18 protein-coding genes and 1 riboswitch are annotated in these 23,204 nt (G+C 71.7%); of the genes, 11 read left to right on the forward strand and 7 right to left on the reverse strand.

The window, feature by feature from the left end:
* Positions 1-91 precede the first annotated feature (91 nt).
* From BI06_RS17600 to BI06_RS17625, 6 genes are all read right to left on the reverse strand, one after another.
* Entirely contained in the window at positions 92-1,144 is a 1,053-nt protein-coding gene (locus BI06_RS17600) for an SIS domain-containing protein (RefSeq protein ID WP_030392867.1), read from the reverse strand.
* A gap of 246 nt (positions 1,145-1,390) precedes the next feature.
* Entirely contained in the window at positions 1,391-2,683 is a 1,293-nt protein-coding gene (locus BI06_RS17605; protein ID WP_030392868.1) for an extracellular solute-binding protein, read from the reverse strand.
* A 445-nt stretch (positions 2,684-3,128) separates the two neighbouring features.
* Positions 3,129-4,682 (reverse strand): glycoside hydrolase family 3 protein, encoded by a 1,554-nt coding sequence (locus BI06_RS17610; RefSeq protein WP_030392869.1) that lies wholly within the window; start codon positions 4,680-4,682, stop codon positions 3,129-3,131.
* 7 nt (positions 4,683-4,689) lie between these two features.
* On the reverse strand, positions 4,690-5,517 hold the full coding sequence (locus BI06_RS17615) for a carbohydrate ABC transporter permease (RefSeq protein ID WP_030392870.1): 828 nt from the start codon (positions 5,515-5,517) through the stop codon (positions 4,690-4,692).
* The gene (locus tag BI06_RS17620) at positions 5,514-6,545 is read right to left on the reverse strand and encodes a carbohydrate ABC transporter permease (protein ID WP_030392871.1); all 1,032 of its coding nucleotides are present in this window, start codon (positions 6,543-6,545) and stop codon (positions 5,514-5,516) included. The genes BI06_RS17615 and BI06_RS17620 overlap by 4 nt, the downstream gene beginning before the upstream one ends.
* A gap of 89 nt (positions 6,546-6,634) precedes the next feature.
* Positions 6,635-7,939, reverse strand: a complete 1,305-nt coding sequence (locus tag BI06_RS17625; RefSeq protein WP_030392872.1) for an extracellular solute-binding protein — start codon at positions 7,937-7,939, stop codon at positions 6,635-6,637.
* A gap of 336 nt (positions 7,940-8,275) precedes the next feature.
* Here BI06_RS17625 and BI06_RS17630 point away from each other — a divergent pair, with 336 nt between their 5' ends.
* The 4 genes from BI06_RS17630 (at position 8,276) to BI06_RS17645 (ending at position 12,237) form a co-directional block, all read left to right on the forward strand.
* On the forward strand, positions 8,276-9,073 hold the full coding sequence (locus BI06_RS17630) for a GntR family transcriptional regulator (protein WP_030392873.1): 798 nt from the start codon (positions 8,276-8,278) through the stop codon (positions 9,071-9,073).
* Positions 9,074-9,367: 294 nt separating this feature from the next.
* Positions 9,368-9,649 (forward strand): DUF3311 domain-containing protein, encoded by a 282-nt coding sequence (locus BI06_RS17635; RefSeq protein ID WP_051741197.1) that lies wholly within the window; start codon positions 9,368-9,370, stop codon positions 9,647-9,649.
* Entirely contained in the window at positions 9,646-11,259 is a 1,614-nt protein-coding gene (gene mctP, locus BI06_RS17640; RefSeq protein ID WP_043469048.1) for a monocarboxylate uptake permease MctP, read from the forward strand. Before BI06_RS17635 ends, mctP begins: the two co-directional genes overlap by 4 nt.
* A gap of 168 nt (positions 11,260-11,427) precedes the next feature.
* Positions 11,428-12,237 (forward strand): histidine phosphatase family protein, encoded by an 810-nt coding sequence (locus BI06_RS17645; protein ID WP_199523300.1) that lies wholly within the window; start codon positions 11,428-11,430, stop codon positions 12,235-12,237.
* Positions 12,238-12,300: 63 nt separating this feature from the next.
* Here BI06_RS17645 and BI06_RS17650 read toward each other — a convergent pair whose 3' ends face one another.
* The gene (locus BI06_RS17650; RefSeq protein ID WP_030392877.1) at positions 12,301-13,272 is read right to left on the reverse strand and encodes a helix-turn-helix domain-containing protein; all 972 of its coding nucleotides are present in this window, start codon (positions 13,270-13,272) and stop codon (positions 12,301-12,303) included.
* Positions 13,273-13,365: 93 nt separating this feature from the next.
* On the opposite strand from BI06_RS17650, the gene BI06_RS52440 reads away from it, so the two are divergent.
* The 7 genes from BI06_RS52440 to BI06_RS17685 all read left to right on the forward strand — a co-directional run bounded on the left by BI06_RS52440 (position 13,366) and on the right by BI06_RS17685 (position 23,190).
* Positions 13,366-13,773 (forward strand): hypothetical protein, encoded by a 408-nt coding sequence (locus tag BI06_RS52440; RefSeq protein ID WP_043469050.1) that lies wholly within the window; start codon positions 13,366-13,368, stop codon positions 13,771-13,773.
* On the forward strand, positions 13,716-14,210 hold the full coding sequence (locus BI06_RS17660) for a GNAT family N-acetyltransferase (protein WP_030392879.1): 495 nt from the start codon (positions 13,716-13,718) through the stop codon (positions 14,208-14,210). Before BI06_RS52440 ends, BI06_RS17660 begins: the two co-directional genes overlap by 58 nt.
* Positions 14,211-14,319: 109 nt before the next feature.
* Positions 14,320-15,336: a DUF2510 domain-containing protein gene (locus BI06_RS17665; protein ID WP_043469053.1), complete on the forward strand. Its 1,017-nt coding sequence runs from the start codon at positions 14,320-14,322 to the stop codon at positions 15,334-15,336.
* A gap of 225 nt (positions 15,337-15,561) precedes the next feature.
* Positions 15,562-17,583 (forward strand): glycosyltransferase family 2 protein, encoded by a 2,022-nt coding sequence (locus BI06_RS17670; RefSeq protein WP_051741199.1) that lies wholly within the window; start codon positions 15,562-15,564, stop codon positions 17,581-17,583.
* Positions 17,583-19,010: a glycoside hydrolase family 26 protein gene (locus BI06_RS17675; RefSeq protein WP_051741201.1), complete on the forward strand. Its 1,428-nt coding sequence runs from the start codon at positions 17,583-17,585 to the stop codon at positions 19,008-19,010. The genes BI06_RS17670 and BI06_RS17675 overlap by 1 nt, the downstream gene beginning before the upstream one ends.
* A gap of 97 nt (positions 19,011-19,107) precedes the next feature.
* Entirely contained in the window at positions 19,108-20,361 is a 1,254-nt protein-coding gene (locus BI06_RS17680; protein ID WP_030392883.1) for a ricin-type beta-trefoil lectin domain protein, read from the forward strand.
* A gap of 61 nt (positions 20,362-20,422) precedes the next feature.
* A riboswitch (cobalamin riboswitch) is annotated at positions 20,423-20,585 on the forward strand.
* Between the two features lie 184 nt (positions 20,586-20,769).
* On the forward strand, positions 20,770-23,190 hold the full coding sequence (locus tag BI06_RS17685) for a ribonucleoside-diphosphate reductase subunit alpha (protein ID WP_051741383.1): 2,421 nt from the start codon (positions 20,770-20,772) through the stop codon (positions 23,188-23,190).
* Positions 23,191-23,204 lie beyond the last annotated feature (14 nt).

Here is a 23,204-nt window from a genome sequence, read left to right on the forward strand (position 1 = left end):
GTAGTGCTTTCCGGACTTCCCTCGCCCCGAGGCGTGGAACGCCGAGACCCCCGTCCACAGGCTGTGGACGGGGGTCTCGGCGTTTTCCGCGTCAGTGGGTCTCGGTGACCTTGGCGAGGGCGCGGGGGGCGTCCGGGTCCTGGCCGCGGGCGATGGTGACCTCGTAGGCCAACAGCTGCAGCGGCAGGATCTCCAGGATCGGCTGCACCTCCTCCGGCACGCCGGCCGGCAGCGCGAAGCCCGCCGAGGCGGACTCGACCTGCGCCTGCTGGCCCACCACGACCAGGTCCGCGCCACGGCCGCGCAGGCGGTCCAGCACCGGCTGCAGGGCCTCGCCGCCCTTGCCGTCCGGGACGATCGCGATGACCGGGGAGACGTTATCGACCATGGCCAGCGGGCCGTGCAGCAGGTCGGCGCCGGAGAACGGGGAGGCCGGGATGTAGGTGGTCTCCATGAGCTTCAGCGCCGCCTCGCGGGCGGTCGGGTAGCCGTAGCCGCGCGAGGTGATGACCAGCCGCTGGGCGAAGCGGTAGCGCTCGGCCAGGGCCTTGACCTCGTCCTGGCGGGCCAGGATCCCGGCGGCCAGCTCCGGCAGGTCCTTGGCGGCCGCGCCGTCGCCGCCGCGCAGGCCCTCGATCAGCAGGTAGAGGGCGAGCAGCTCGGCGGTGTAGGTCTTGGTGGCCGGCAGCGCCTTCTCCGGGCCCGCCAGCACGTCGATGTGGAACTCGGAGACCTCGGCCAGCGGCGAACCCGCGTTGTTGGTGACGGCCAGGGTGATGGCCCCGGCCTCGCGGGCCGCCTTGGTGGAGGCGACCAGGTCGGGCGAGCCGCCCGACTGGCTGACGGTGATCACCAGCACGTCGGTGAGGTCCGGCTGGGCCCCGTACGCGGTGGTGGTGGACATCGAGGTGAGACCGGCCGGCTTGCCGAGCAGGATCTCGATCAGGTACTTGGCGTACAGCGCCGCATTGTCCGAGGTGCCGCGCCCGGTCAGCAGGACGAAGCGCGGCTTGCGGGCGGCGATCTGCCCGGCGATCTCGAAGATCTTGGGGGCGCCCTCGTCGAGGATGCGCTGCAGGACGGCCGGCTGCTCGGCCATCTCCGCCGCCATGATCCGGCCAGGGACGGTCTGCGTGTCGGACATCGTGGGGTGCCTCCGATGAGATGGTTCCACCCCGCCCGGGCGGGAATGCCCGGCGGGGACCTCTACGGCGGCGAGTCCGCACACTCGCTCCGGTGTTTGCTGCGGCAATCCTACGGGGGCCGCCCGGGTGCGGCACATCCGAGGACGTGGTCGCGCCCGGTCGGGCGGCCGCCGGGGGTGCCCCCGGGAGGGCGGAGCCCCTCCCGGCGGTGCGGGGAGGGGCTCCGGATCCGGGGCGGCGACCGCTCAGCCGGCCTTGTTGATCAGCTGGTCGATGGCGGCGTCCGCCTCCTTGGTGGCCTGGTCCACCGGCTTGCCCTTGAGGATGGCGGTCAGCATGTCCGGCAGGATCTTCTGCTTCTCCACCAGGCCCCAGCCGGGCGCCAGCGGGGTGAACCAGGCGTCCGGCACCGCGTTGGCCGCGGCGGCGGTGGCGGGCTTGCTCTTCAGCGGGTTCAGCTGGGTGAGGTTGTTCGGCAGGATGTCCTTGTCCGCCAGCGCCTGCTCGGACTTGGTGCTGGTGAACATCCGGACCCAGTCGGTGGCCAGGGCCGCGGCCGGCGACTTCGCGGTGACGGCGAGCGCCGAGCCGCCGATGAAGGTCGGCAGCGGCTTGCCGCCCGGGCCGGGCATCGTGGCCACCTTGACGGCGTCCTTGAGGCTCGGGTCGCCGGTGACCGGGGCTGCGACGCTGGCGGCCTCGTAGCCGTTGCCGTAGAAGGCCGCCGCGTGGCCGCGGGCCATCGCCTCGTACTGGTTCTGCTCGTTGAGCGTCAGATCGCCCTTGTTGTACTTGCGCACCAGGTCGACGAAGTGGTTGATGCCCTGCTGCGACTTGGGGTCGCTCAGGGTGCCGTGCCAGGTGCCGCCGCTGTCGAAGCGGGCGATGGCGCCGCCGTACGCGGAGACGTAGCTCATCGCGGCGTACCAGTACGGGCCGGGCAGGTAGAGCGGGGAGTAGGTGCGGTCCGCCTTGTTCTTGTCGGCGATCCGGTCCAGGGCCGTGCGCAGCTCTTCCTCGGTCTTCGGGAAGTCGGCGCTGCCCGTCGCCTGCTGGAGGGCCGCCGAGTTGTAGATCGCGACCCGGGCGCCCGCGTAGTAGGGCACGCACCAGAGCTTGTCCTGGTAGGTGCAGGTGTTGGCGAGCGCCTTGATCCAGCTGTCCGCGTTGTCGAAGGTGTTCCGCTCGACCGGCGCCAGCGCGCCGGAGAGCACGTACTTCATGGTCTCGGTGTTGCCGAGCTCGACCACGTCCGGGGCGGTGCCGTCGCCGAGCGCCTTGTCGAGCTTGGCGACCTTGTCGGCCCAACCCTGGTAGGCCAGCCGCAGGGTGACCTTCGGGTACTTGGCCGCGAACTCGTCGTTGACCCGCTGGACGAGGTCGGGCCAGCTCTTCTGGGCATCGTCCATCAGCCAGACCGTGACGGTGCCGGTGGCGGACTGCGGGTCCGCCGAGGCCGACTTGCCACCGGAGGCCGGACCGCCCGACGAACAGGCCGTCAGACCCGCGGCCAGCGCCATGATGCCGACCGACGCCATGAACCGACGCTTTCCCACGCCATCCTCCGAGGTGTTTGAGCTGTGCCCGCCGGCTGCGTGCTGGCGCCCGACGGGACGGTGTCCGGGGAGGGCGGCGAAGAGCTTCGGGGTGGGCCAATACCACATCCGGGGAAATTGAAATTCGAACCGGATGGACTGGAGCCTGGCCTAGACCACTGCTGGTGTCAACGCCAAATGGCCTGGCAGGAAGGGCCGTTGCAGACCTGTTGTCTCCCGTGGGCGATCAGTCGCGCCACGGTCACCCTAAGTAGAACTTAAGGGTGCCTTAAGACGGATTTGAGGGAACATCGTCAGGTTGTTCGAATCGGCAGGTCACACGGCCCGCCGCGCCCCGGGGACGCCGACGGGCCCGCCGTGCGCCATGCGCACGACGGGCCCGTCGGAGGGGGACTCGCGGTCCCCCGGGTCACGGTCCGACCGGGAGTCAGCCGATCGCCCCCGGCTGCCCGGTGAGCACCTCGACGGCGGCCAGGCCGCAGACCCGGGCCGCACCGTGGGTGGCGATGTGCAGCGCGCCGACCGGCTCGGACTGCGGCAGGCCCATCTCGACCACCGCGGCGTCCGGCCGGGCCGCCACCAGGCGGGCCAGCGCGGCCGACATCCACTCGTGCCGGTGGGCGTCCCGCACCACCAGCACCAGGCGGCGGTCCGCGGCCTCGGCCAGCACCTCGGCCACCACCGCGTCCAGCACCTGCGGCGCGGCGGCCTCCGGGCCGACCTCACGGGTCCGGGTGCCCGGGAAGCGGTCGGCCAGCATGGCGGCCACGCCCCACGGGGTGACGTCGCCGACGGCGATGTTGGGCTCGGCCGAGAACGAGGCCACGAAGGGGCGCTCGGTCACCGGCAGGACCTCCCGGCCCGGCGCCCGGACCACCCGCAGCGCCCGGCGGGCCGCCCGCAGGCCGACCGCGAGGTCCGCCTCCGGCCGCTCGCCCTGGGCCGCGATCCGGCCCCAGCTGCCCAGCGCCCGCACCCGGTCGGCCGCGTCGGCGAGCCGCTCCTCCGGGAGCCGGCCCGACTGCACGCCCGCCACGATGGCGTCCCGCAGCATCAGCACGGTGGCCTCGTCGGCCAGCCCGCCGCCCACGCAGATCGCGTCCGCGCCGGCCGCCAGGGCCAGCACGGTGCCCTCGCCCATGCCGAAGGTGTCGGCGATGGCGCCCATCTCGATCGCGTCGCTGACGATCAGGCCCTGGTAGCCCAGGCCGCCGTCCTGCGGGGCCGCGCGCAGCAGGTCGCGCAGCACGGTGGGGCTGAGCGTGGCGGGCAGCTTCGGGTCGAGCGCCGGGATCATGATGTGGGCCGTCATCACGGCCTTGGTCCCGGCGGCGATGGCGGCCTGGAACGGCACCAGGTCGCGGGCGCGCAGCACGTCCAGGTCGACGTCGATGACCGGCAGCCCGTGGTGCGAGTCGACGGCGGTGTCGCCGTGGCCCGGGAAGTGCTTCGAGCAGGCCGCGACGCCGGCCGACTGCAGGCCCTCGACCCAGGCGGCGGTGTGGCGGGCGCACAGCTCCGGGTCGGCGCCGAAGGAGCGGACGCCGATCACCGGGTTGCGCGGGTTGGAGTTGACGTCGGCGGTGGGCGCCCAGTTGTAGTTCACGCCGGCGGCGGCCAGGGCCCGGCCCAGCTCACGGGCGACGTCGCGGGTCAGCGCCGGGTCGTCGATCGCGCCGAGGGCGAGGTTGCCCGGCCAGGACGAGCCGGAGCCCGCCTCCAGCCGGGTGACGTCGCCGGACTCCTCGTCGATGGCGATCAGCAGGTCGGGGTTCTCGGCCCGCAGCGCGGCGGTGAGGGCGGCCAGCTGGCCGAGGTCGGCCACGTTGCGGTCGAACAGCGCGACCGAGCCGAGGCCGGCCGCGAGGTGCCGGCGCAGCCACTCCGGCGGCTCGGTGCCGACGAAGCCGGGCTGGAGGACGGTCAGCGCGTCGCGGTGCAGCTGGTCGGAGGCCGGGAGGGTGGGAACGAGGATGCTCACGATGGGATCAGCCCTTCACGGCGCCGTCGGTGAGCCCACCGACCGCCTTGCGCTGCAGGAAGACGAACAGGATCAGCACCGGGAGGGCGAACAGCGTCGACGCCGCCATGGTGGCGCCCCAGTCGTTGCCGAAGGCGGTCTGGAACGAGGACAGCCACAGCGGCAGGGTCTGGCCGTCGGTCTTGTTGATGATGAGGACGAGCGGGAACTCGTTCCAGGCCGTGATGAAGCCGAACAGCGAGGTGGACATCAGGCCCGGCGCCAGCAGCGGGAAGATCACCTTCACGAAGGCCTGGGTGCGGGTGCAGCCGTCCACCATGGCCGACTCCTCCAGCTCCTTCGGGACCGCCGCGATGAAGCCGCGCAGGGTCCAGATGGTGAAGGGCAGCACCATCATCATGTAGAAGGCGGTGAGCGGGACGAGGCTGTTCAGCATCTCGTTGTCGCGGGAGATCAGGTAGACCGCGATGGTCATGACCTCCCAGGGCGCCATCTGCGCGGCCATGATGACCAGCACGAAGACCTTGCGGCCGCGGAAGCGCATCCGCGCGATCGCGAAGGACGCCAGCGTGGCGATCACCAGCGAGATCACCACCGCGAGGACGGTGACGATGAAGCTGTTGGCGGTGTACGTCCAGAACTTCGGCACGTTGACCGCGGTCTTGAAGTGCTCCAGGGTCGCGTCGAACGGCACGAACACCGGCGTCTTGCTGATGATGTCCTTCGACGGCTTGAAGGCCGTACTGATCATCCAGTAGACGGGGAACGCGAAGAAGACGAAGAGGACGACCGCGACGACGTTGGGCCAGGTACGTCCGATGAGCGAGCGCCTCACAGCTCGTCCTCCTGCTTGAGAATGATCCGGAAGTAGTACGCCATCAGGACGCCCAGGATCAGGATGGTGAGCACCGCGATCGCGGCACCGGTGCCGTAGTGCTGGCGGCCGGAGCCCTCCAGGAAGGCGTGGATCGGCAGGGTCCGGGTGAGCCCGTCGGGACCGCCGGCCTTGATCGCGTAGATCTGGGTGAAGGCCTTGAAGATCCAGATGACCTCGAGGAACGTCGTGGCCAGGAAGAACGGCTTGAGGTTGGGGAACATCACCGCGGTGAAGATCTTCACCGATCCGGCGCCGTCCATCCGGGCCGCCTCGTAGAGCTCCTTGGGGATGGTGGTCAGCGCGGCGTACATGTTGAACGCCACGAACGGGATCGAGCCCCAGACCAGCAGCAGGAGGATCACGAAGAAGGTCGAGTACTGGCTGCCGGTCCAGTTGTAGGCGGCCATCGAGTGCCAGCCCAGGCTGTCCAGGAGCCAGTTGACGACGCCGAACCTGGTCTCGAAGAGCCAGGTGTAGACGGTGGTCGAGGCGACCACCGGCATCGCCCAGGCGAACAGCAGGCCGATCGACAGCAGCAGCCGCATCTTCTTGCCGAGCCGGTTGAGCAGCAGCCCGACCAGCGCGCCGCCGACCATGATCAGGAAGACGTTCAGCACCGTGAAGGCGACCGACCGGCCGGTGACGGCCCAGAACTGCTCGTCCTTGAGCTGCTCGGTGTAGTTCTCGAAGCCGTTCCACTCGGTCAGGTGCTGGACGAGCTGGCGCGCGTTCAGGTTCTGGAACGAGACCAGGACGGTCTTCAGCAGGGGCCAGCCCAGTAGGCCAAGAGTGGCCACGGTGGCAGGCAGGAGCAGCAGGTACGGCGCGAGTCGGGAGCCGATGCTCCGCCCGTCCGCCGGTCTGGCGCTCTTCTTCTTCGCGGTGCCGGCGCCGTCGCCACGGGCGGCGCTCGTCTCAATAGTGGCCACAGCAGCCTTCCCTGACTCCGGGGACTGTGTCTGCACCCGCTCCGAATGCACAGCCATCGTTCTCTCTTCCTGACAACCCGACCACGACGGACAGGCGCCGCCCACCGGCCCCCCGCCGGGGGCCGGTGAGCGACGCCGCTCGACTGCTACTGCTTGGCGTTCAGACGCTTGGCGATCTCGTCGTCCGCCTTCTTGGCGGCGGCGGCGTAGTCGCCGGTCAGGGCAGCGGTCAGGAACTCCTTGATCGGGTTCGGGTCGTTCTCGACGCTCGCCCAGTTCGGGGTGGTCGGGGTGATGCCACCGACCACCGCGGCCAGCTTCGCCGCGGAGGCGAAGTCACCGACGACCTTGTCGTTCAGCGAGGTCTTGTTCGGGATGAGACCCGAGGCCGCGACCGCGCCCTCGTTCTTGTCGTTGAGCGCGATCTTCAGGAAGTCCTTGGCCATGTCGGTGTTCTTGCTGGCCGAGGCGACGGCCAGGTTCGAGCCACCGAGGAACGCGCCGGAGGGCTTGTCGGCGGTCTTGCCCGGGAGCGGGAAGAAGCCGATCTTGTCCTTGGCCATGGCCTTCTCGTCCGGGAGCTCCCAGCCGAGGCCGATCATCGCGCCGACGTCACCCTTGCCGAAGACGTCCTTCTGCTGCGGCTTGGCCTCGTCCTTGTCCTTGGCACCCGTGGTCGAGTAGCCCTGGAGCTTCTTGTAGACGTCGAAGGCCTTCTGCGCCTCGGGGGTCGACAGACCGCCGGTCCACTTGTCGCCGTCCTTCTTCGCCAGCTTGCCGCCCTCGCTGGTGAGGAGACCGAAGTAGACGTACCACTCCTGGCCCGGCATGTAGATCGGGTCGGCGACGCCCTCGGTGGTCTTGAGCTTCTCCAGCGCGGTGTAGAACTCGTCCAGCGTCTTCGGGATGCTCAGACCGGCCTTGGTCCAGAGGTCCTTGTTGTAGGAGACGACGCGGTTGGTGACGTACCACGGGGCGGCGTACTGCTTGCCGTCCAGGATCGCCGACTCGCTCTGGTTGGCGGCCCAGTCGGCACCGCCGATGGCGGCCTTGTCCTTGGTGATGTCCAGCAGACCACCGGTGGCGGCGTAGCCCGCCGTCTGGGTGTTGCCGACCTCGAGGACGTCGACGGAACCCTCGGAGAGCGCGGCGGTGACCTTGGGGCCGATGCCGGTCCACTCCTGGATCTGGAAGTCGACCTTGGAGCCCGGGTAGGCGGTCTCGAAGTCGCTCTTGACCGAGTCCGTCCAGCCCTTGGGGGCCGAGCCGGTCATCAGCCACACCTTGAGCGTCTTGCCGTTGTAGTCCTTCTTGCCGTCGGCCGTGGCGGACGAGCCGGACGAGCCCGACGCGGAGTTGCCGCTGTCGGTCTTCTTGGCGTCCGAGCCACAGGCCGCGAGACCAACAACCATGGCCGCGACGCCGACCGCCGCGATGAGCTGACGCTTCACGCCATCCTCCTGAGGGATGCCTGGTTACCCCCGTCGGGTGGCAGCGGCATACCCACACGAGGTGGGAGGAATGGTGCCGCGGACTCCATCGAACGGTGGGGGGGATTCATAGTGACCGGCCTAGTGGTGTAGACCAGATGCCTGGAGCTTGGCCTAGACCAATGGGCCTGTCAACGGCTGTTCGACCGATCAGGACCACCCGTTATCAAGCCGACACCGCACATCGTTCATCGCGTGATGAGGTATTCGTTCCGTAGCCATACATGCAACGATGTGAGCCGTTAATGAAGTGGCGAGGCCCCACTGGGGCCCCGCGAGAAGCGGGAGACACGTCCGATGAGCAGCGACGGGGGCAGCACGGCCCAGGTCAACGACCCCCAGGTGAAGAGCCCCGCGGCCCAGGGCGGTACGGACCCGACCGCCAGGGTGCCGAAGTACTACGGCCTCAAGCGCCACCTGCTGCAGCTCACCGAGACCCAGCCCGCCGGCACCCCGGTACCGCCCGAACGGGCACTGGCGGCGCAGTTCGACACCTCGCGCACCACCGTCCGGCAGGCCCTGCAGGAGCTCGTCGTCGAGGGGCGGCTGGAGCGCATCCAGGGCAAGGGCACCTTCGTCGCCAAGCCCAAGGTGGCCCAGGCCCTCCAGCTGACCTCCTACACCGAGGACATGCGCGCCCAGGGGCTGGAGCCCACCTCCCGGCTGATCGAGATCGGCTACATCACCGCCGACGACCGGCTGGCCCCGCTGCTGGACATCAAGCCCGGCGGCCGGGTGCTGCGGATCGAGCGCCTGCGACTGGCCAACGGCGACCCGATGGCCATCGAGGTGGCCCATCTGTCCGCCAAGCGCTTCCCGGCCCTGCGCCGCAACCTGGCCAAGCACAACTCCCTCTACACGGCCCTGCGCGAGGTCTACGGGGTGACCGTGGCCGAGGCCGAGGAGACCATCGAGACCACCCTGGCCGACCCGCGCGAGGCCGGACTGCTCGGCTCCGACCTCGGCCTGCCGATGCTCCAGCTGTCCCGGCACTCCTTCGACGCCGAGGGCGACCCGGTCGAGTGGGTCCGCTCGATCTACCGGGGCGACCGCTACAAGTTCATCACCCGCCTCCAGCGGCCCGAGCCGGCGTAGCGAACGGCCTCCCGCACCACCCCCACCGCTTCCGGGCCCCGGCGTACGCGCCGGGGCCCGTGGTGCGTCCGGGGCGCGCGGCAGGTCCGGATGGCGGGAATCTGCGCCGATCCGGTGACATGGATCACTCGATGCTCTAGATTCCGCATCCATACTGACTGCCGATCACCAGTGGTGCTGCTCGGCGGGCCACGGGGGGCTGTGCGGTTCCCCGGGGCTGCGGCGCCGGCGAGGTGAGACCCTCCGGAGCGGAGCCGAACCATGTCGTCAGATCTCGACACCGACCGACCTGTCATGCCCGAGCCAGAAGAGCCACCGGGCCACGCCCTGCCGGCGGTGACCCCCGAGCGGGTGCTGGCCGTGCTCGCCCTGCTGGTGCCGATCGTCGCGATGCTCTGGGTGGGCTCGTACGACAAGCTCGACCCCGAGGCGGGCGGTGTCCCCTTCTTCTACTGGTACCAGTTGCTCTGGGTGCCCGCCTCGGCCGTCTTCACGGTCGCGGCCTACCTGCTGATCAACCGCGACGAGAAGGCCCGCCGGGCCGCCCGCGCCGGGAAGGCGGGTGAGGTCCGGTGAACGGGGTCAACGTGCCCGCGCTGACGGTCTTCGTCCTCTTCTTCCTGCTGGTCACCGTGATGGGCTTCCTGGCCTCCCGGTGGCGGCGGGCCGACAACGCCCACCACCTCGACGAATGGGGCCTGGGCGGGCGCAGCTTCGGGACCTGGGTCACCTGGTTCCTGCTCGGCGGCGACCTCTACACCGCCTACACCTTCGTGGCCGTGCCCGCCGCGGTCTACGCGACCGGCGCGGCGGGCTTCTTCGCCGTCCCCTACACGATCGTCGCCTACCCGCTGGTCTTCCTCTTCCTCCCCCGGCTCTGGTCGGTCTCCCGGGTGCACGGCTACGTCACCCCCGCCGACTTCGTGCGCGGGCGGTACGGCTCCCGGCCGCTGTCGCTGATGGTCGCGCTGACCGGCATCCTCGCCACCATGCCGTACATCGCGCTGCAGCTGGTCGGCATCCAGGCGGTGCTGGACGTGCTGGGCGTCGGCGGCGGCGAGAACGCGAACTGGTTCGTCAACGACCTGCCGCTGTTCATCGCCTTCGGGGTGCTCGCCGCCTACACCTACTCCTCCGGGCTGCGCGCACCGGCGCTGATCGCCTTCGTCAAGGACGCCCTCATCTACGTGGTGATCATCGTCGCGGTGATCTACATCCCGATCCGGCTCGGCGGCTACGGCCACATCTTCGACACGGTCGGCGAGAAGTTCGCCGCGCCCAAGTCCGGCGGCTCGCTCACCGTGCCCGAGAACAAGCAGTGGACGTACGCGACGCTGGCGCTCGGCTCGGCGATGGCCCTGTTCATGTACCCGCACTCGGTCACCGGTGTGCTGGCCAGCAAGTCCCGCAACACGGTGCGCCGGAACATGGCGATCATGCCCGCCTACTCGCTGATGCTCGGCCTGCTGGCGCTGCTCGGCTTCATGGCGATCGCGGCCGGCGTCGGCAAGGGCGACAAGGGCTTCAACACCCAGCTCTCGGTGCCGCAGCTGTTCGAGAACATGTTCCCCGACTGGTTCACCGGCGTCGCCTTCGCCGCGATCGGGATCGGCGCGCTGGTGCCGGCCGCGATCATGTCGATCGCGGCGGCGAACCTGTTCACCCGCAACGTCTACAAGGAGTTCCTGCGGCCCGCCGCCACCCCGGCCGACGAGACCCGGGTCGCCAAGCTGGTCTCGCTGCTGGTCAAGGTCGGCGCACTGGTCTTCGTGCTCGGCATGGACAAGCAGGCGGCGATCAACCTCCAGCTGCTCGGCGGCCTGTGGATCCTGCAGACCTTCGTCTCCATCGTCGGCGGCCTGTTCACCCGCTGGTTCCACCACTGGGCGCTGCTGGCCGGCTGGGCGGCCGGCATGGTCTACGGCACCTGGAAGGCCTACGGGATCGCCAGCCCCAAGACCAAGCACTTCGGCGGGAACGCGGCCGAGATCCCCGGCATCGGCGAGATCGGCTACATCGGGCTCACCGCCTTCGTCCTCAACCTGCTGGTCGCGGTGGTGCTGACGCTGGTCCTGCGCGCCGTCAAGGCGCCCGACGGGCCGGACGAGACCCGGCCGGGCGACTACAGCGCCGAGAGCGGCGACGTGGAGCCGAAGAACGCGCCGGAGCCCGTGGCAGCGCACTGATACGTGCTGTGCGCGCCCTGTGTTCGCGCCGTCCCCTCCGTCAACACTGGAGGGGACGGCGCGATCATATGTATGAACGGCCGCGTGATTTGGGCACCACACCAGGGCACCAACCAGACCGGACCGACAGCCGGCCGGCAACTGATCGACCCACGGGGAGCGGCGGCAATGGCAGAACTCGGCACCACCCTCAACGGCCAGCACCACCACACCGACGGACGGCACCGGACGGCTGCCCCGCACCGGCCCGCCGGTGCCACCGCGGCCCCCGGCCTGTCCTCCGTCCCCTCCGTCCTGATCGCCACCCGCCACGGCGAGTCCACCGCGAACGTCGAGTTCCAGCACGCCGAGGCGGCCGGCGCGCTCAGCGTCCCGATCAGCTGCCGGGACGCGGACATCCCGCTCTCGATGCACGGCCAGCAGCAGGCGCAGGCCCTCGGCCGCTGGTGGGCCGGGCTGCCCAGCGCCGACCGGCCGCGCAGCGTCTGGTGCTCGCCGTACGTGCGCACCGCCGAGACCGCCCGGATCGCGCTCGCCCAGGCCGCCGGCCTCGGCGCCGTCCCGGTCTCGCTGGCCGTCCGCTACGACGAGCGGCTGCGCGACCGCGAGCTCGGCGTGCTGGAGATGCTGACCCGGGCCGCCATCGAGGCCGAGCACCCCGAGGAGGCGGCCCGGCGGCGGAAGATGGGCGAGCTGTACTACCGCCCGCCCGGCGGCGAGTCCTGGGCCGACGTGGCGCTGCGGGTGCGCAGCGTGCTGCGCGACGTCTGCGCCGAGGACGCCGGGCGGCCGGTCCTGCTGATCGCGCACGACTGCACGGTGCTCATGCTCCGCTACGCGCTGGACCGGCTCTCCGAGGAGCAGCTGACCGGGCTGGAGCCGGTGCGCAACTGCTCCACCAGCCTCTGGCGCGCCGAGGCCGGCCGGCTGCGGCCGGAGCACTGGAACGACACCGGGCACCTGGAGCGCACGGACTGAACGGCGGGCGGCGGGCGGCGGCCCGGGGTCCAGCGTCAGGGGTCCGGGGTCCGGGCGGAGCCGTCAGGCCCGGACGGCGACCCTGGCGGCGGGCTCGGCGAAGCAGCGCCGGTAGGCCAGCGGCGTGGTGCCCAGCCGGCGGCCGAAGTGGTGCCGCAGGGTGGCCGCGTTGCCGAAGCCGCAGCGGGCGGCGATGGTGTCCACCGGCTCGCTGGTCGACTCCAGCAGCCGCTGGGCGAGCAGCAGCCGCTGCCCGATCAGCCAGCGGTGCGGGGTGGTGCCGGTCTCCTGGTGGAAGCGCCGGGCGAAGGTGCGCGGCGACATGTGGACCCGGGCGGCCAGCTGCTCGACGGTCGACTCCTCGTCCAGGTGGTGGCGCATCCAGTCGAGCAGCGGGGCCAGCGAGTCGCCGTCCCCCTCCGGCAGCGGCCGGTAGACGAACTGCGCCTGCCCGCCCTCGCGGTGCGGGGCCACCACCATCCGGCGGGCGATGCCCCGGGCCACCTCGGCGCCCTGCACCCGGCGGACCAGGTGCAGACAGGCGTCGATGCCGGCCGCCGTACCGGCGGAGGTGATCACCGGGTCGTCGTCCACGTACAGGACGTCCGGCTCGACCGTGGTCCGCGGGTACCGGGCGGCGAGTTCGGCGCTGTACCGCCAGTGCGTGGTGGAGCGCCGGCCGTCCAGCAGTCCGGCGGCGCCGAGCACGAACGCGCCGCTGCAGATGGACAGCACCCGGGCGCCGCGGGCGTGGGCCGCCCGCAGCGCGTCCAGCAGCGGCTCCGGGTACTCCCGGCTGATGGTGGTGGCCGTGACCACCACCAGGTCGGCGGCGGCGATCCGCTCGGGGCCGTGCGGGACGTCGATGGTGAAGCCGGCGTGGGTGCGGTGCGGACCGGGGCGGGGACCGGCGATCGCGAAGTCGTAGCCGGGCAGTCCGTCCTCGGTCCGGTCGAGGCCGAACACCTCGCAGGCCACCCCGAGCTCGAAGGGGTGGACCTCTTCCATCACGACCGCGACCACGTTCTTGAGCATGCCGACAGGGTAGCCCCGGCGTTGGCAGTTTTTCGATGCATTCGGGCATTCCTGCCACTCGTCCGGCGCCGGTGCCGACGGGAGAGTGGAGACATGGATTCCGACACGCTCGCCAGCGCACTGGCCCTGCTCGGGACGGTCGGCGGATTCGGCCTGCTCGGTGCCCTGATCGGACGCGAGGTGGCCGCGCAGAAGGCCACCGGACGCGACAACTGGCACCGTCAGGGGGGCTACCCCGTCGACCCCGCCCTGCCCGACCGGCTCTACGGCACCATGCCCGCCGCCTCGCTCCGCCCGTCCGCCGACCCCGCCACCGCCACCGCCACCGCCACCGCCACCGCCACCGCCACCGACCCTGGCCGCACCGCCGCCACCGCCCCGACCGGCGCCGATGCCGGACCCCCGCTCACCGTCCTCCCCGGCGGCTCGGGCAGACTGGCCGAATGGACATCGTCATCCGCCCGGCCCGGCCCGAGGAGTTCGAGGAAGCCGGCCGCATAACCGTCGAGGCCTTCGTCGGCGACGGCCACACCGCACCCGACGGCGACTACGTCCACCGGCTGCGCGACGCGGCCCGCCGGGCCGCGGAGGCCGAACTCCTGGTCGCGGTCGACTCGGCCGCCGGCACCGTCCTCGGCTGCGTCACCTTCGCGGTCGGCGGCACCACCTGGGCGGACATCGCCACCACCGAGGAGGGCGAGATCCGGATGCTGGCCACCGCGGCGGCCGCCCGCGGGCGCGGCGTCGGCGAGGCCCTGGTCCGCGCCGCGCTCGCCCGCAGCCGCGAACTCGGCCTGACCGGGATGGCGTTCTCCACCCAGCCGGCGATGACCACCGCCCACCGGATCTACGAGCGGGTCGGTTTCGGCCGCGCCCCCGAGCGGGACTGGTCGCCGGTGCCGGGCATCGATCTGATGGTCTACAGCATGCTGTTCTGAACGCCGGTGCGAGCCGTCGTCCGACGCCGGCCGGACGACTTGCGAGGCCAGGGTTGCGATCCACCGATGGGTATGACGATCGGATTTGGGCGCTGCTAGGATCCGCCGCATGACGACGGGGAACACGCCGGCTGGCTGGTACGACGATCCTTCCGGCCAGCCCAATACGGAACGCTGGTGGGACGGTTCCGCGTGGAGCGGCCGTACCCGGCCGAAGTCCGCGGCCGACGCCGCGACGGTGAGCTCGGGGACCGGCGGCGCCGCCGGGCAGGGCGCCCCGGGCGCGTTCGGCCCCGCCCCCTCGGTCTCCGCGACGCCCACGGTGGTCACGCCCGCGGCCACCCCGGCCGCGCCGCAGCCGTTCACGCCGACCTCCGTCGTGTTCGAGACCGTCGAGCCCAACACCGGCCGCCGCAAGCTGCTGCTCGGCGTCGGCGCCGTGCTGCTCTCCGTGGTCATGGCCGGCGCCGGCTACGTCGTCGGCCACCGGACCGCCGACAAGCCCACCACCCCGCAGGCCGGCGGCAGCGCGAGCCCGACCTCCACCGCCGACCCCAAGAGCCCCAACGGCTTCATGGGCGCCACCCTGACCGGCGGTCAGCAGTTCCCCGGCGGGAAGCAGGTGACCGGCCAGGAGTCGAAGATGAACTTCCTGCTGCCGGCCGACTGGCAGGTCCAGAGCGACGCCAAGAACCCCACCGACGTGCGCTACGCGGTCTCCCCGTACGCCTGCGTCGGCCACGGCAGCGGCGCCTGCACCCGCGGTCTGGTGGTCCAGAACCTCCGGGTCTTCAACGGCGGCTGGGCCGACCCGAAGTCCATGGTCCTCGGCATGGGCCAGCTGCTCTACAACACCCGCTTCGGCTCCGACGCGCCCACGCCGCCCGAGCCGCTGAAGCAGTCCGCCGTCAAGATCCAGGGCATGGACGGCTACCTGGCGCTCTGGCACGTCCCGATGTCCAGCGGCTCCTCGACCCCCGACGCCTACTGCGGCGTCCTCGAGGTGACCCCGACGGCCGGCGCCACCACCGTGCCGGTGCTGCAGATCTGCCTCGACCAGGCCCCCGAGGCACCGGCCCTGACGCTGATGGACCAGATAGCCAACTCTGTGAAGATCACTCCCTGATTCGAATACATCCGGACGAATCGAGTCCGCAGGATCTCCCCGCCCCCCGGTGACCCGTCACCGGGGGGTGCCCTTATGCTCACTAGCGGCCACCGGACCCGTCGCCCATACGGCGGGACCACCGGACCCGCCGCCCACACGGCGGGCACCACGCACGCACCGGCCAGGACGAGTACGACCGCAGCCGCCCGCTCACGGGACGGCCCACAACGGGGGATTGGACTGGTGGACTCCACCGACGAACGGACGACGCACACCGGCGGCCGGCGCGGACGAGGACGCCACAGCAGGCTCCTCCCCGAGGCCCCGCACGAGCGGCGCGCGACCCGCAGCCAGTCCCGCAACGCCTCGGCGCGGCGCAACTACCTGGCCTGCGCGGAGGCCACCGGCCCGCTGCAGGACGGCGAGGGCGTCGACACCGTCCGCTACCGCGCCGTCTCCTCACTCGGCGTCAAGGTCGTACTGACCCTGCTGGTCGCCCTGAACGCGGTGGCCGGCCTGGTGTTCGTCGGCTGGCTGCTGCTGCCCTCGCACATACCCGGGCCGGGCGTCGGCTGGTCCCCGGACTGGCGGATCAATGTCGCCCGGATCTGCTTCTGCGCCGTGGTCACCGTCGAACTGGTGCGGCTCGTCCAGAACCTCGCGGTCTGGGTGTTCGCCTTCCGCGCCAAGGACCCGATACCCGTGACCGCCCCGTCCGGCCTCAAGGTCGCGGTGCTCACCACCATCGTGCCGTCCAAGGAGCCGATCGAGATCGTCGAGCAGACCCTCGCGGCCATGCTGGAGATCGAGTACGACGGCGAGGTCGACGTCTGGATCCTCGACGAGGGCGACGACGACCGGGTGAAGGCGATGGCCGCCCGCCTCGGCGTGCACCACTTCAGCCGCAAGGGCCGCCCCGAGTACAACCGGGCGGAGGGCGAGTTCCGGGCGAGGACCAAGTCCGGCAACCACAACTCCTGGCGGGCCGAGCACGAGCACAAGTACGACGTGGTGGCCCAGATGGACCCGGACCACGTCCCCCTGCCGTGCTTCCTGGAACGCACCCTCGGCTACTTCCGCGACCCCGACACCGCCTTCGTGGTCGCCCCCCAGGTGTACGGCAACATGTACGACAACTGGGTCGCGCACGGCGCCTCCGTGCAGCAGTACCTCTTCTCCGGCCTGGTAGAGCGCGGCGGCAACGGCATGGACGCCCCGCTGCTGATCGGCACCAACCACCTCTACCGGCCCGCCGCCTGGCAGCAGATCGGCGGCTACCAGGACTCGATCATCGAGGACCACCTGACCAGCATGCGGGTGCAGGCCACCGAGAACCCGGCCACCGGACGCCGCTGGAAGGGCGTCTACACCCCCGACGTGCTGGCCGTGGGCGAGGGCCCGACCTCCTGGACCGACTACTTCAACCAGCAGAAGCGCTGGGCGTTCGGCATCTGGGAGATCCTGCTCAAGACCCGGCTGCGCAAGGGCATCCGGCTGCGGACGCGCCAGCGGGTGCTGTACGGGCTGGTCCAGTTCTACTACCCCAGCGTGGCCGTGACCACCGTCCTGGGCAGCCTCGCCACCGCCGTCTACCTGGCCTGCGGGATCACCTCGATCCAGCTCGACACCGTGCTCTGGAGCTCGCTCTGGGGCGCCAGCATGGGCAGTTGGTTCCTGCTCTGGCTCTGGCTGCGGCGCTTCAACCTGGCCGCCCACGAGCGGCGCGAGATCGGCATGGCCGGCATGGGCCTGGCCCTGTTCGCCGGACCGGTGTACCTCGCGGCCGCGATCGCCGCGCTGCTGCGCCGCCCGCTGGCCTACGCGGTGACCGCCAAGGGCGACCTGCGCAGCGCCGAGCGGCTGTCGACCTTCCGGCTGCACCTGGTGTGGGCCGCCGTCGCGGCCGGGCTGCTCGCCGCGAGCTTCACCCTGCACCACGGCATCTGGCTGCTGCGGTTCTGGGCCGGCCTCAGCATGTTCACCGGCATCGCGCCGCCGGTCATCTCCTTCGTCAGCGCGCGCCGGATCGCCCGGGCCGAGCGCCGGGCCGCCGCCGGACTGCCCGCCCCGCGCCGTGCCGCCGAGGCCGTCGACGCCGTCGAGGCCGACGACCGTGCCGTCGACGAGGCGGAGGACGAGGCCGAACCGGTCGGACCCGACGAGGACGGAACAGCCGCGGGAGGCTCCGGGACGGGCCCCGAGCGGGAACTCGCGGAGCTGCTGGAGCCGGCCCCGGCCGGCGGCGGCCGGAAGGGCGGTCGCTGATGCTGCGGATCACCGTGCCCCGGATCGTCGGCCTGCTCGCGCTCGCGCTGCTGGCCAGCTACGCCTTCGTGCTGGCGCCGAAGTACAACGCCCGCCACGCGCCCGAGCCGTACGCCTTCTCCGGCAAGGCGCCGACCGCGATGCCGGACTGGCTGGTCGCCGCACTGGCCGCGCCGGCCCCGACCGCCGCCGCCACCACCGGCGCCGCGACGCCCACCGACACCCCCGTCGCCACGCCCGCCCCCACCCCCGCCCCGACCGGCGGCGAGGACGCGGGCAGCCCCGCCCCGGCCCCTGCCGAACCGGCCCCGGCCGCGGCCCCCTTCCCGGCCCCCGGCGGCGCCTTCATGGGCCTCATGACCAAGGCCGGCCCCTACGACCTCGACCCGGTCGAGGAGTTCGCCACCGCCGTGAAGCACAACCCGAACGTGCTGGAGTTCTCGGTCGGCTGGTGGGACAAGCGGTTCGACCGCCGGGTCTTCGACACCGTGGCCGAGCGCGGCATCATGCCGATGGTCGCCTGGGAGCCCTGGGACTTCCACAAGGAGTCCAAGGTCGACAAGCTCCGCGGCGAACAGCCCGACTACGCGCTGAGCCGCATCGTCGGCGGCGAGTTCGACCCCTACATCAAGCAGTGGGCGGAGGGCGTCAAGAACCTCGGCTACCCGATCGCCCTGCGCTTCGCCCACGAGATGAACGGCTACTGGTACCCGTGGGCCGAGCAGGCCAACGGCAACCGCCGCGGCCAGTACGTGCAGGCCTGGAAGCACGTCCACGACCTCTTCCGGCAGGCCGGCGCCGACAAGGTGGTCTGGGTGTGGAGCCCGAACATCGACTACGAGAACGCCACCCCGCTGGACTCGCTCTACCCCGGTGACGACTACGTCGACTGGATCGGACTGTCCGGCTACTACGGCACCGTCGGCCTGGAGAAGTACGCCTCCTTCGAGCAGATCTTCGAGCCGACGCTGAAGAAGCTGCGGACCTTCAGCCAGAAGCCCGTGGTGATCACCGAGACCGCCGCCACCGACAGCTCCGGCCAGAAGGCCCGCTGGATCACCGAGATGTTCGAGCAGCTGCCCCGGCACCCGGACATCATCGGCCTGATCTGGTACGAGGCCGTCAAGGAGGTCGACTGGCGGGTCACCGCGTCCGCCGCGTCCGCCGCGGCCTACGCCGCCGGGGTCTCCGCGCCCCGCTACGCCGGGCAGTGGACCGTCCGCTCGCAGCCGCTGCTCACCGTGCCGCCGCCGGCGCCGCCCACCGTGCCGCCCGCCACCACGCCCCCGCCGTCGACCCCGGCGACTCCCCCGCCGAGCGCCAGGCCGACCGGCGGCAGCGGCACCAAGCCGTCCGGGACGGGCGTCCCGACCCGGAAGCCGGCCACCACCAAGCCCCGGAGCTCCCCGTCGGCCGACGCCGGATAGCCCCGACCGGCCGCGGGCCCGTCCGCCCGCAGGAGGCCGCCGGGACACCGGCCGACCCGCACACCGAACACCAGTACCCCGTTGGGAGGCGAAGAGCATGCTCCGCCCGTTCCTGCCCGGCCCCGGGCGTCCCCGGCCGCGCGCCTGGTGGTGGCTCGCGCCCACCGCCCTGCTGGTGCTCTGCCTGTGCGCCGTGCTGATCCCGCGCGAGAGCGCCCCCTCGACCGCCGCCGTCGCCCCGCCGCCTCCCCCGCCGCCGCTGTCCTCGGCCGAGCCGGGCGAGCTGTGCTCCACCGCGCAGAACCGCTACCCCTCGCAGCCGGTGGACTCCGGGCGCTACGTCATCAACCCCAACGAGTGGAACGCCACCGGCGGCCTGTGCGTGCACGGCGGCAACGACAGCGCCGCCTTCAGCGTCACCCGCAGCGCGGTCGCCCGCGGCAACCTCACCGACCCGGCCCGCGGCCCCGGCGCCTACCCCCACATCAGCACCCCGCTCGGCGGCGACGGCGTCAGCCCGCTGCCCATCGCCGTCGACAACCTGCGGTACGCCACCAGCACCTGGCGCACCACCCAGGTGGACGGCGGCGTCTGGAACGCCTCCTACGACCTCTGGTACAGCACCACCCGGGGCAGCTGCTCGTTCACCGAGAGCGCCGAGGTGATGATCTGGCTGCGCGGCAACGGCACCTCGCCGTTCGGCAAGCAGTCCGGCGAGCTGCGCAGCGGCGGCCAGGCCTACCGGGTGTACGAGGCGCCGAAGAAGAGCAGCCACACCCTGATCACCTACGAGGCGGCCTCCGCCACCAACGTCGTCACCGACCTCGACCTGCGCGCCTTCACCCGCGACGCGGTCCAGCGCGGCTACGTCCCGGCCGGCTCGTACCTGTGCGCCGTCCAGGCCGGCTTCGAGATCTGGGAGGGCGGCGCGGGCCTCGGCACCGACACGTTCTCGTTCGAGGTCGCCGCGGGCCGTCCCAGCGGCGCGATCACCTCCGCGGTACCCGGCTACTGCCTGGACAGCCGGGTGGCCGGCGACCCGGCCGCGGTCGGCGCCGCCACCTGCGACGGCTCCCCGGCGCAGAGCTGGACCATGGGCGAGGACGGCTCGGTCGGCCAGGCCGGACGCTGTCTGGAGGACCCCGACATCGGGTTCCCGGTCCTCACCGGCTGCACCCGCCGGCCCGACCAGCGGTGGCGCGCCACCGACGGCGGGCAGCTGCTCAACGAGGACTCCGGGAAGTGTCTGGAGAACCCCGCGACCGGCCCCACGGGCACCGGGAACGGCTCCCAGGTACGGATGCGGCTGTGCGCCGCCAAGCCCGCCCAGGAGTGGCACAGGCCGGTCTGAGGGGCGCCGAAAGCCCCCGCAGCCTATCGCACCCGACCCGCGACACGCAGCGCCGCGACACTACATGTGGTGCTTCGTCGGACGAGCGCCACTAGATGTATGCTCACTCCTGCTGTCGAAGCAGGGGAACCCGGTGTGAATCCGGGACTGCCCCGCAGCGGTGTGCGGCCTACTCCCGAGGGGGCCCGCGAGTCCGAGTACCTGCCGACAGCGTGCCGGCGCCTCCCCGCAGAGGCCATGCGCACCAGCACCATTTCCGGGCCTCGCGGGCGGGCCGGGGACGAATCGCGCGCGACGCCCACGGGCTCGCGCGGCGTACTCCCCTGCCCCGAACGGCCCGGCCCCCGATCCACCGCCGTCGACCGCCGCCAGGAGAGAAGCGCCTTGACCACCGCTGCCTCAGTCGTCCTGCCCGCCCAGGGTTCCAGCTCCGTCCCCGTCGACCCGACGGTCGCCGACCCGGGCGGTGCGCTCCTGCGCCTTCTCACCGACCGCAGCGCCGACCTTCCCCAGGTGGACCCCGGTCATGTCGCCGCCGCCGCGCTCCGCGGCCGCCACGCCGGCTCGGACTTCGCCGAGCTGCGCGGCCTGGCCGTCGACGCCTCCGCGTCGATGATCGCCGAGGACCCGCAGTACTCGAAGCTCGCGGCGCGCCTGCTCGCGCTGGAGATCGTCGACGAGGCGGCGACCCAGGGCGTGGTCTCGTTCTCCACCTCGATCGCCGTCGGCCACGCCGAGGGCCTGATCGGTGACACCACCGCCGCCTTCGTCGCCAAGCACACCGCCACCCTGGACGCGCTGATCGACCCCAAGGGCGACGACCGCTTCGAGTACTTCGGCCTGCGCACCGTCCAGAGCCGCTACCTGCTGCGCCACCCGATCACCCGCAAGGTCGTCGAGACCCCGCAGCACTTCCTGCTCCGTGTCGCCTGTGGCCTGGCGGTCGGCGACACCGAGCAGTCGGTGCGCGAGGTGGCCGAGCTGTACCGCCTGATGAGCCGGCTGGAGTACCTGACCTCCTCGCCGACCCTCTTCAACTCCGGCACCCGGCACCCGCAGATGTCCAGCTGCTACCTGCTGGACTCGCCGCTGGACAACCTGGACTCGATCTACTCCCGCTACGCGCAGATCGCCCGGCTGTCCAAGCACGCCGGCGGCATCGGCCTGTCCTACTCCCGGATCCGCTCCCGCGGCTCGCTGATCCGCGGCACCAACGGCAAGTCCAACGGCATCGTGCCGTTCCTGCGCACCCTCGACTCCTCGGTCGCCGCCGTCAACCAGGGCGGCCGCCGCAAGGGCGCGGCCTGCGTCTACCTGGAGACCTGGCACGCGGACATCGAGGAGTTCCTCGAGCTGCGCGACAACACCGGTGAGGAGGCGCGCCGCACCCACAACCTGAACCTGGCGCACTGGATCCCGGACGAGTTCATGCGCCGGGTCAACGCCAACGCCGACTGGTCGCTGTTCTCCCCCGCCGACGTCCCCGAGCTGGTCGACCTGTGGGGCGCCGAGTTCGACGAGGCGTACCTGAAGGCCGAGCTGGCCGGCAAGGCCGTCCGCACCATCCCCGCGCAGACCCTCTACGCCCGGATGATGCGCACCCTGGCGCAGACCGGCAACGGCTGGATGACCTTCAAGGACGCCTCCAACCGCGCCGCCAACCAGACCGCGCTGCCCGGCCGCACGGTGCACAGCTCCAACCTCTGCACCGAGATCCTGGAGGTCACCGACGACTCCGAGACCGCGGTCTGCAACCTCGGCTCGGTCAACCTCGGTGCCCACGTCGCCGCCGGCGCCACCGCCGCCGACCTGCTGAACGCGATGGACTGGGACCGGCTGGACGCCACCGTGCGCACCGCCGTCACCTTCCTCGACCGCGTGGTGGACATCAACTTCTACCCGACCCCCGAGGCCGGCGCCTCCAACTCCCGCTGGCGCCCGGTCGGCCTCGGCGTGATGGGCCTGCAGGACGTCTTCTTCCAGCTGCGGATCGACTTCGACTCCGCCGAGGCCAAGGCGCTCTCCACGCTGATCGCCGAGCGCATCATGCTCACCGCCTACGAGCGCTCCGCCGACCTGGCCGAGCAGCTGGGCCGGCACGAGGCGTACGAGGAGACCCGCGCCGCCCGCGGCGAGCTGCACATCGACCACTTCCCGACCGCCGCGCCCGAGTGGGCCGACCGCTGGGAGGCGCTGCGCACCCGGATCGCCTCGACCGGCCTGCGCAACTCGCTGCTGCTGGCCATCGCGCCGACCGCGACGATCGCCTCGATCGCCGGCGTCTACGAGTGCATCGAGCCGCAGGTGTCCAACCTGTTCAAGCGCGAGACCCTCTCCGGCGAGTTCCTCCAGGTCAACCCGTACCTGGTGCGCGAGCTCAAGGAGCTCGGCGTCTGGGACCAGCAGACCCGGGACGCGCTGCGCGACGCCAACGGCTCCGTGCAGGAGCTCGGCTGGCTGCCCGAGCAGGTCCGCTCGCTGTACCGCACCGCCTGGGAGCTGCCGCAGCGCGCGCTGATCGACCTGGCCGCCGCCCGGATGCCGTACATCGACCAGAGCCAGTCGCTGAACCTGTTCATGGCCGCGCCGACCATCGGCAAGCTCAGCTCGATGTACGCCTACGCGTGGAAGGTCGGTCTGAAGACCACCTACTACCTGCGTTCGCGCCCGGCCACCCGGATCGCCCAGGCCGCCTCGGGCGCCGCCCGTACCGCCGCGCCGGTGCCGACCCAGACCGTCACCGTGGGCGCCCCGACCCTCACCCCGGAGGAGGAGGCCGCGCTGGCCTGCTCCCTGGAGAACCCCGAGTCCTGCGAGGCCTGCCAGTGAGCACCCCCGACCGC

The organism is Kitasatospora sp. MBT66, assembly GCF_000710405.2.
GTDB lineage: Bacteria > Actinomycetota > Actinomycetes > Streptomycetales > Streptomycetaceae > Kitasatospora > Kitasatospora purpeofusca.

Bases quoted from the DNA above. Each gene is read 5' to 3' on its own strand.
- BI06_RS17600 (WP_030392867.1), bottom strand. From the start codon at position 1,144: ATGTCCGACACGCAGACCGTCCCTGGCCGGATCATGGCGGCGGAGATG.
- BI06_RS17605 (WP_030392868.1), bottom strand. From the start codon at position 2,683: ATGGCGTCGGTCGGCATCATGGCGCTGGCCGCGGGTCTGACGGCCTGT.
- BI06_RS17620 (WP_030392871.1), bottom strand. From the start codon at position 6,545: ATGGCTGTGCATTCGGAGCGGGTGCAGACACAGTCCCCGGAGTCAGGG.
- BI06_RS17630 (WP_030392873.1), top strand. From the start codon at position 8,276: ATGAGCAGCGACGGGGGCAGCACGGCCCAGGTCAACGACCCCCAGGTG.
- BI06_RS17635 (WP_051741197.1), top strand. From the start codon at position 9,368: ATGCCCGAGCCAGAAGAGCCACCGGGCCACGCCCTGCCGGCGGTGACC.
- BI06_RS17645 (WP_199523300.1), top strand. From the start codon at position 11,428: ATGGCAGAACTCGGCACCACCCTCAACGGCCAGCACCACCACACCGAC.
- BI06_RS17650 (WP_030392877.1), bottom strand. From the start codon at position 13,272: ATGCTCAAGAACGTGGTCGCGGTCGTGATGGAAGAGGTCCACCCCTTC.
- BI06_RS52440 (WP_043469050.1), top strand. From the start codon at position 13,366: ATGGATTCCGACACGCTCGCCAGCGCACTGGCCCTGCTCGGGACGGTC.
- BI06_RS17660 (WP_030392879.1), top strand. From the start codon at position 13,716: ATGGACATCGTCATCCGCCCGGCCCGGCCCGAGGAGTTCGAGGAAGCC.
- BI06_RS17665 (WP_043469053.1), top strand. From the start codon at position 14,320: ATGACGACGGGGAACACGCCGGCTGGCTGGTACGACGATCCTTCCGGC.
- BI06_RS17675 (WP_051741201.1), top strand. From the start codon at position 17,583: ATGCTGCGGATCACCGTGCCCCGGATCGTCGGCCTGCTCGCGCTCGCG.
- BI06_RS17680 (WP_030392883.1), top strand. From the start codon at position 19,108: ATGCTCCGCCCGTTCCTGCCCGGCCCCGGGCGTCCCCGGCCGCGCGCC.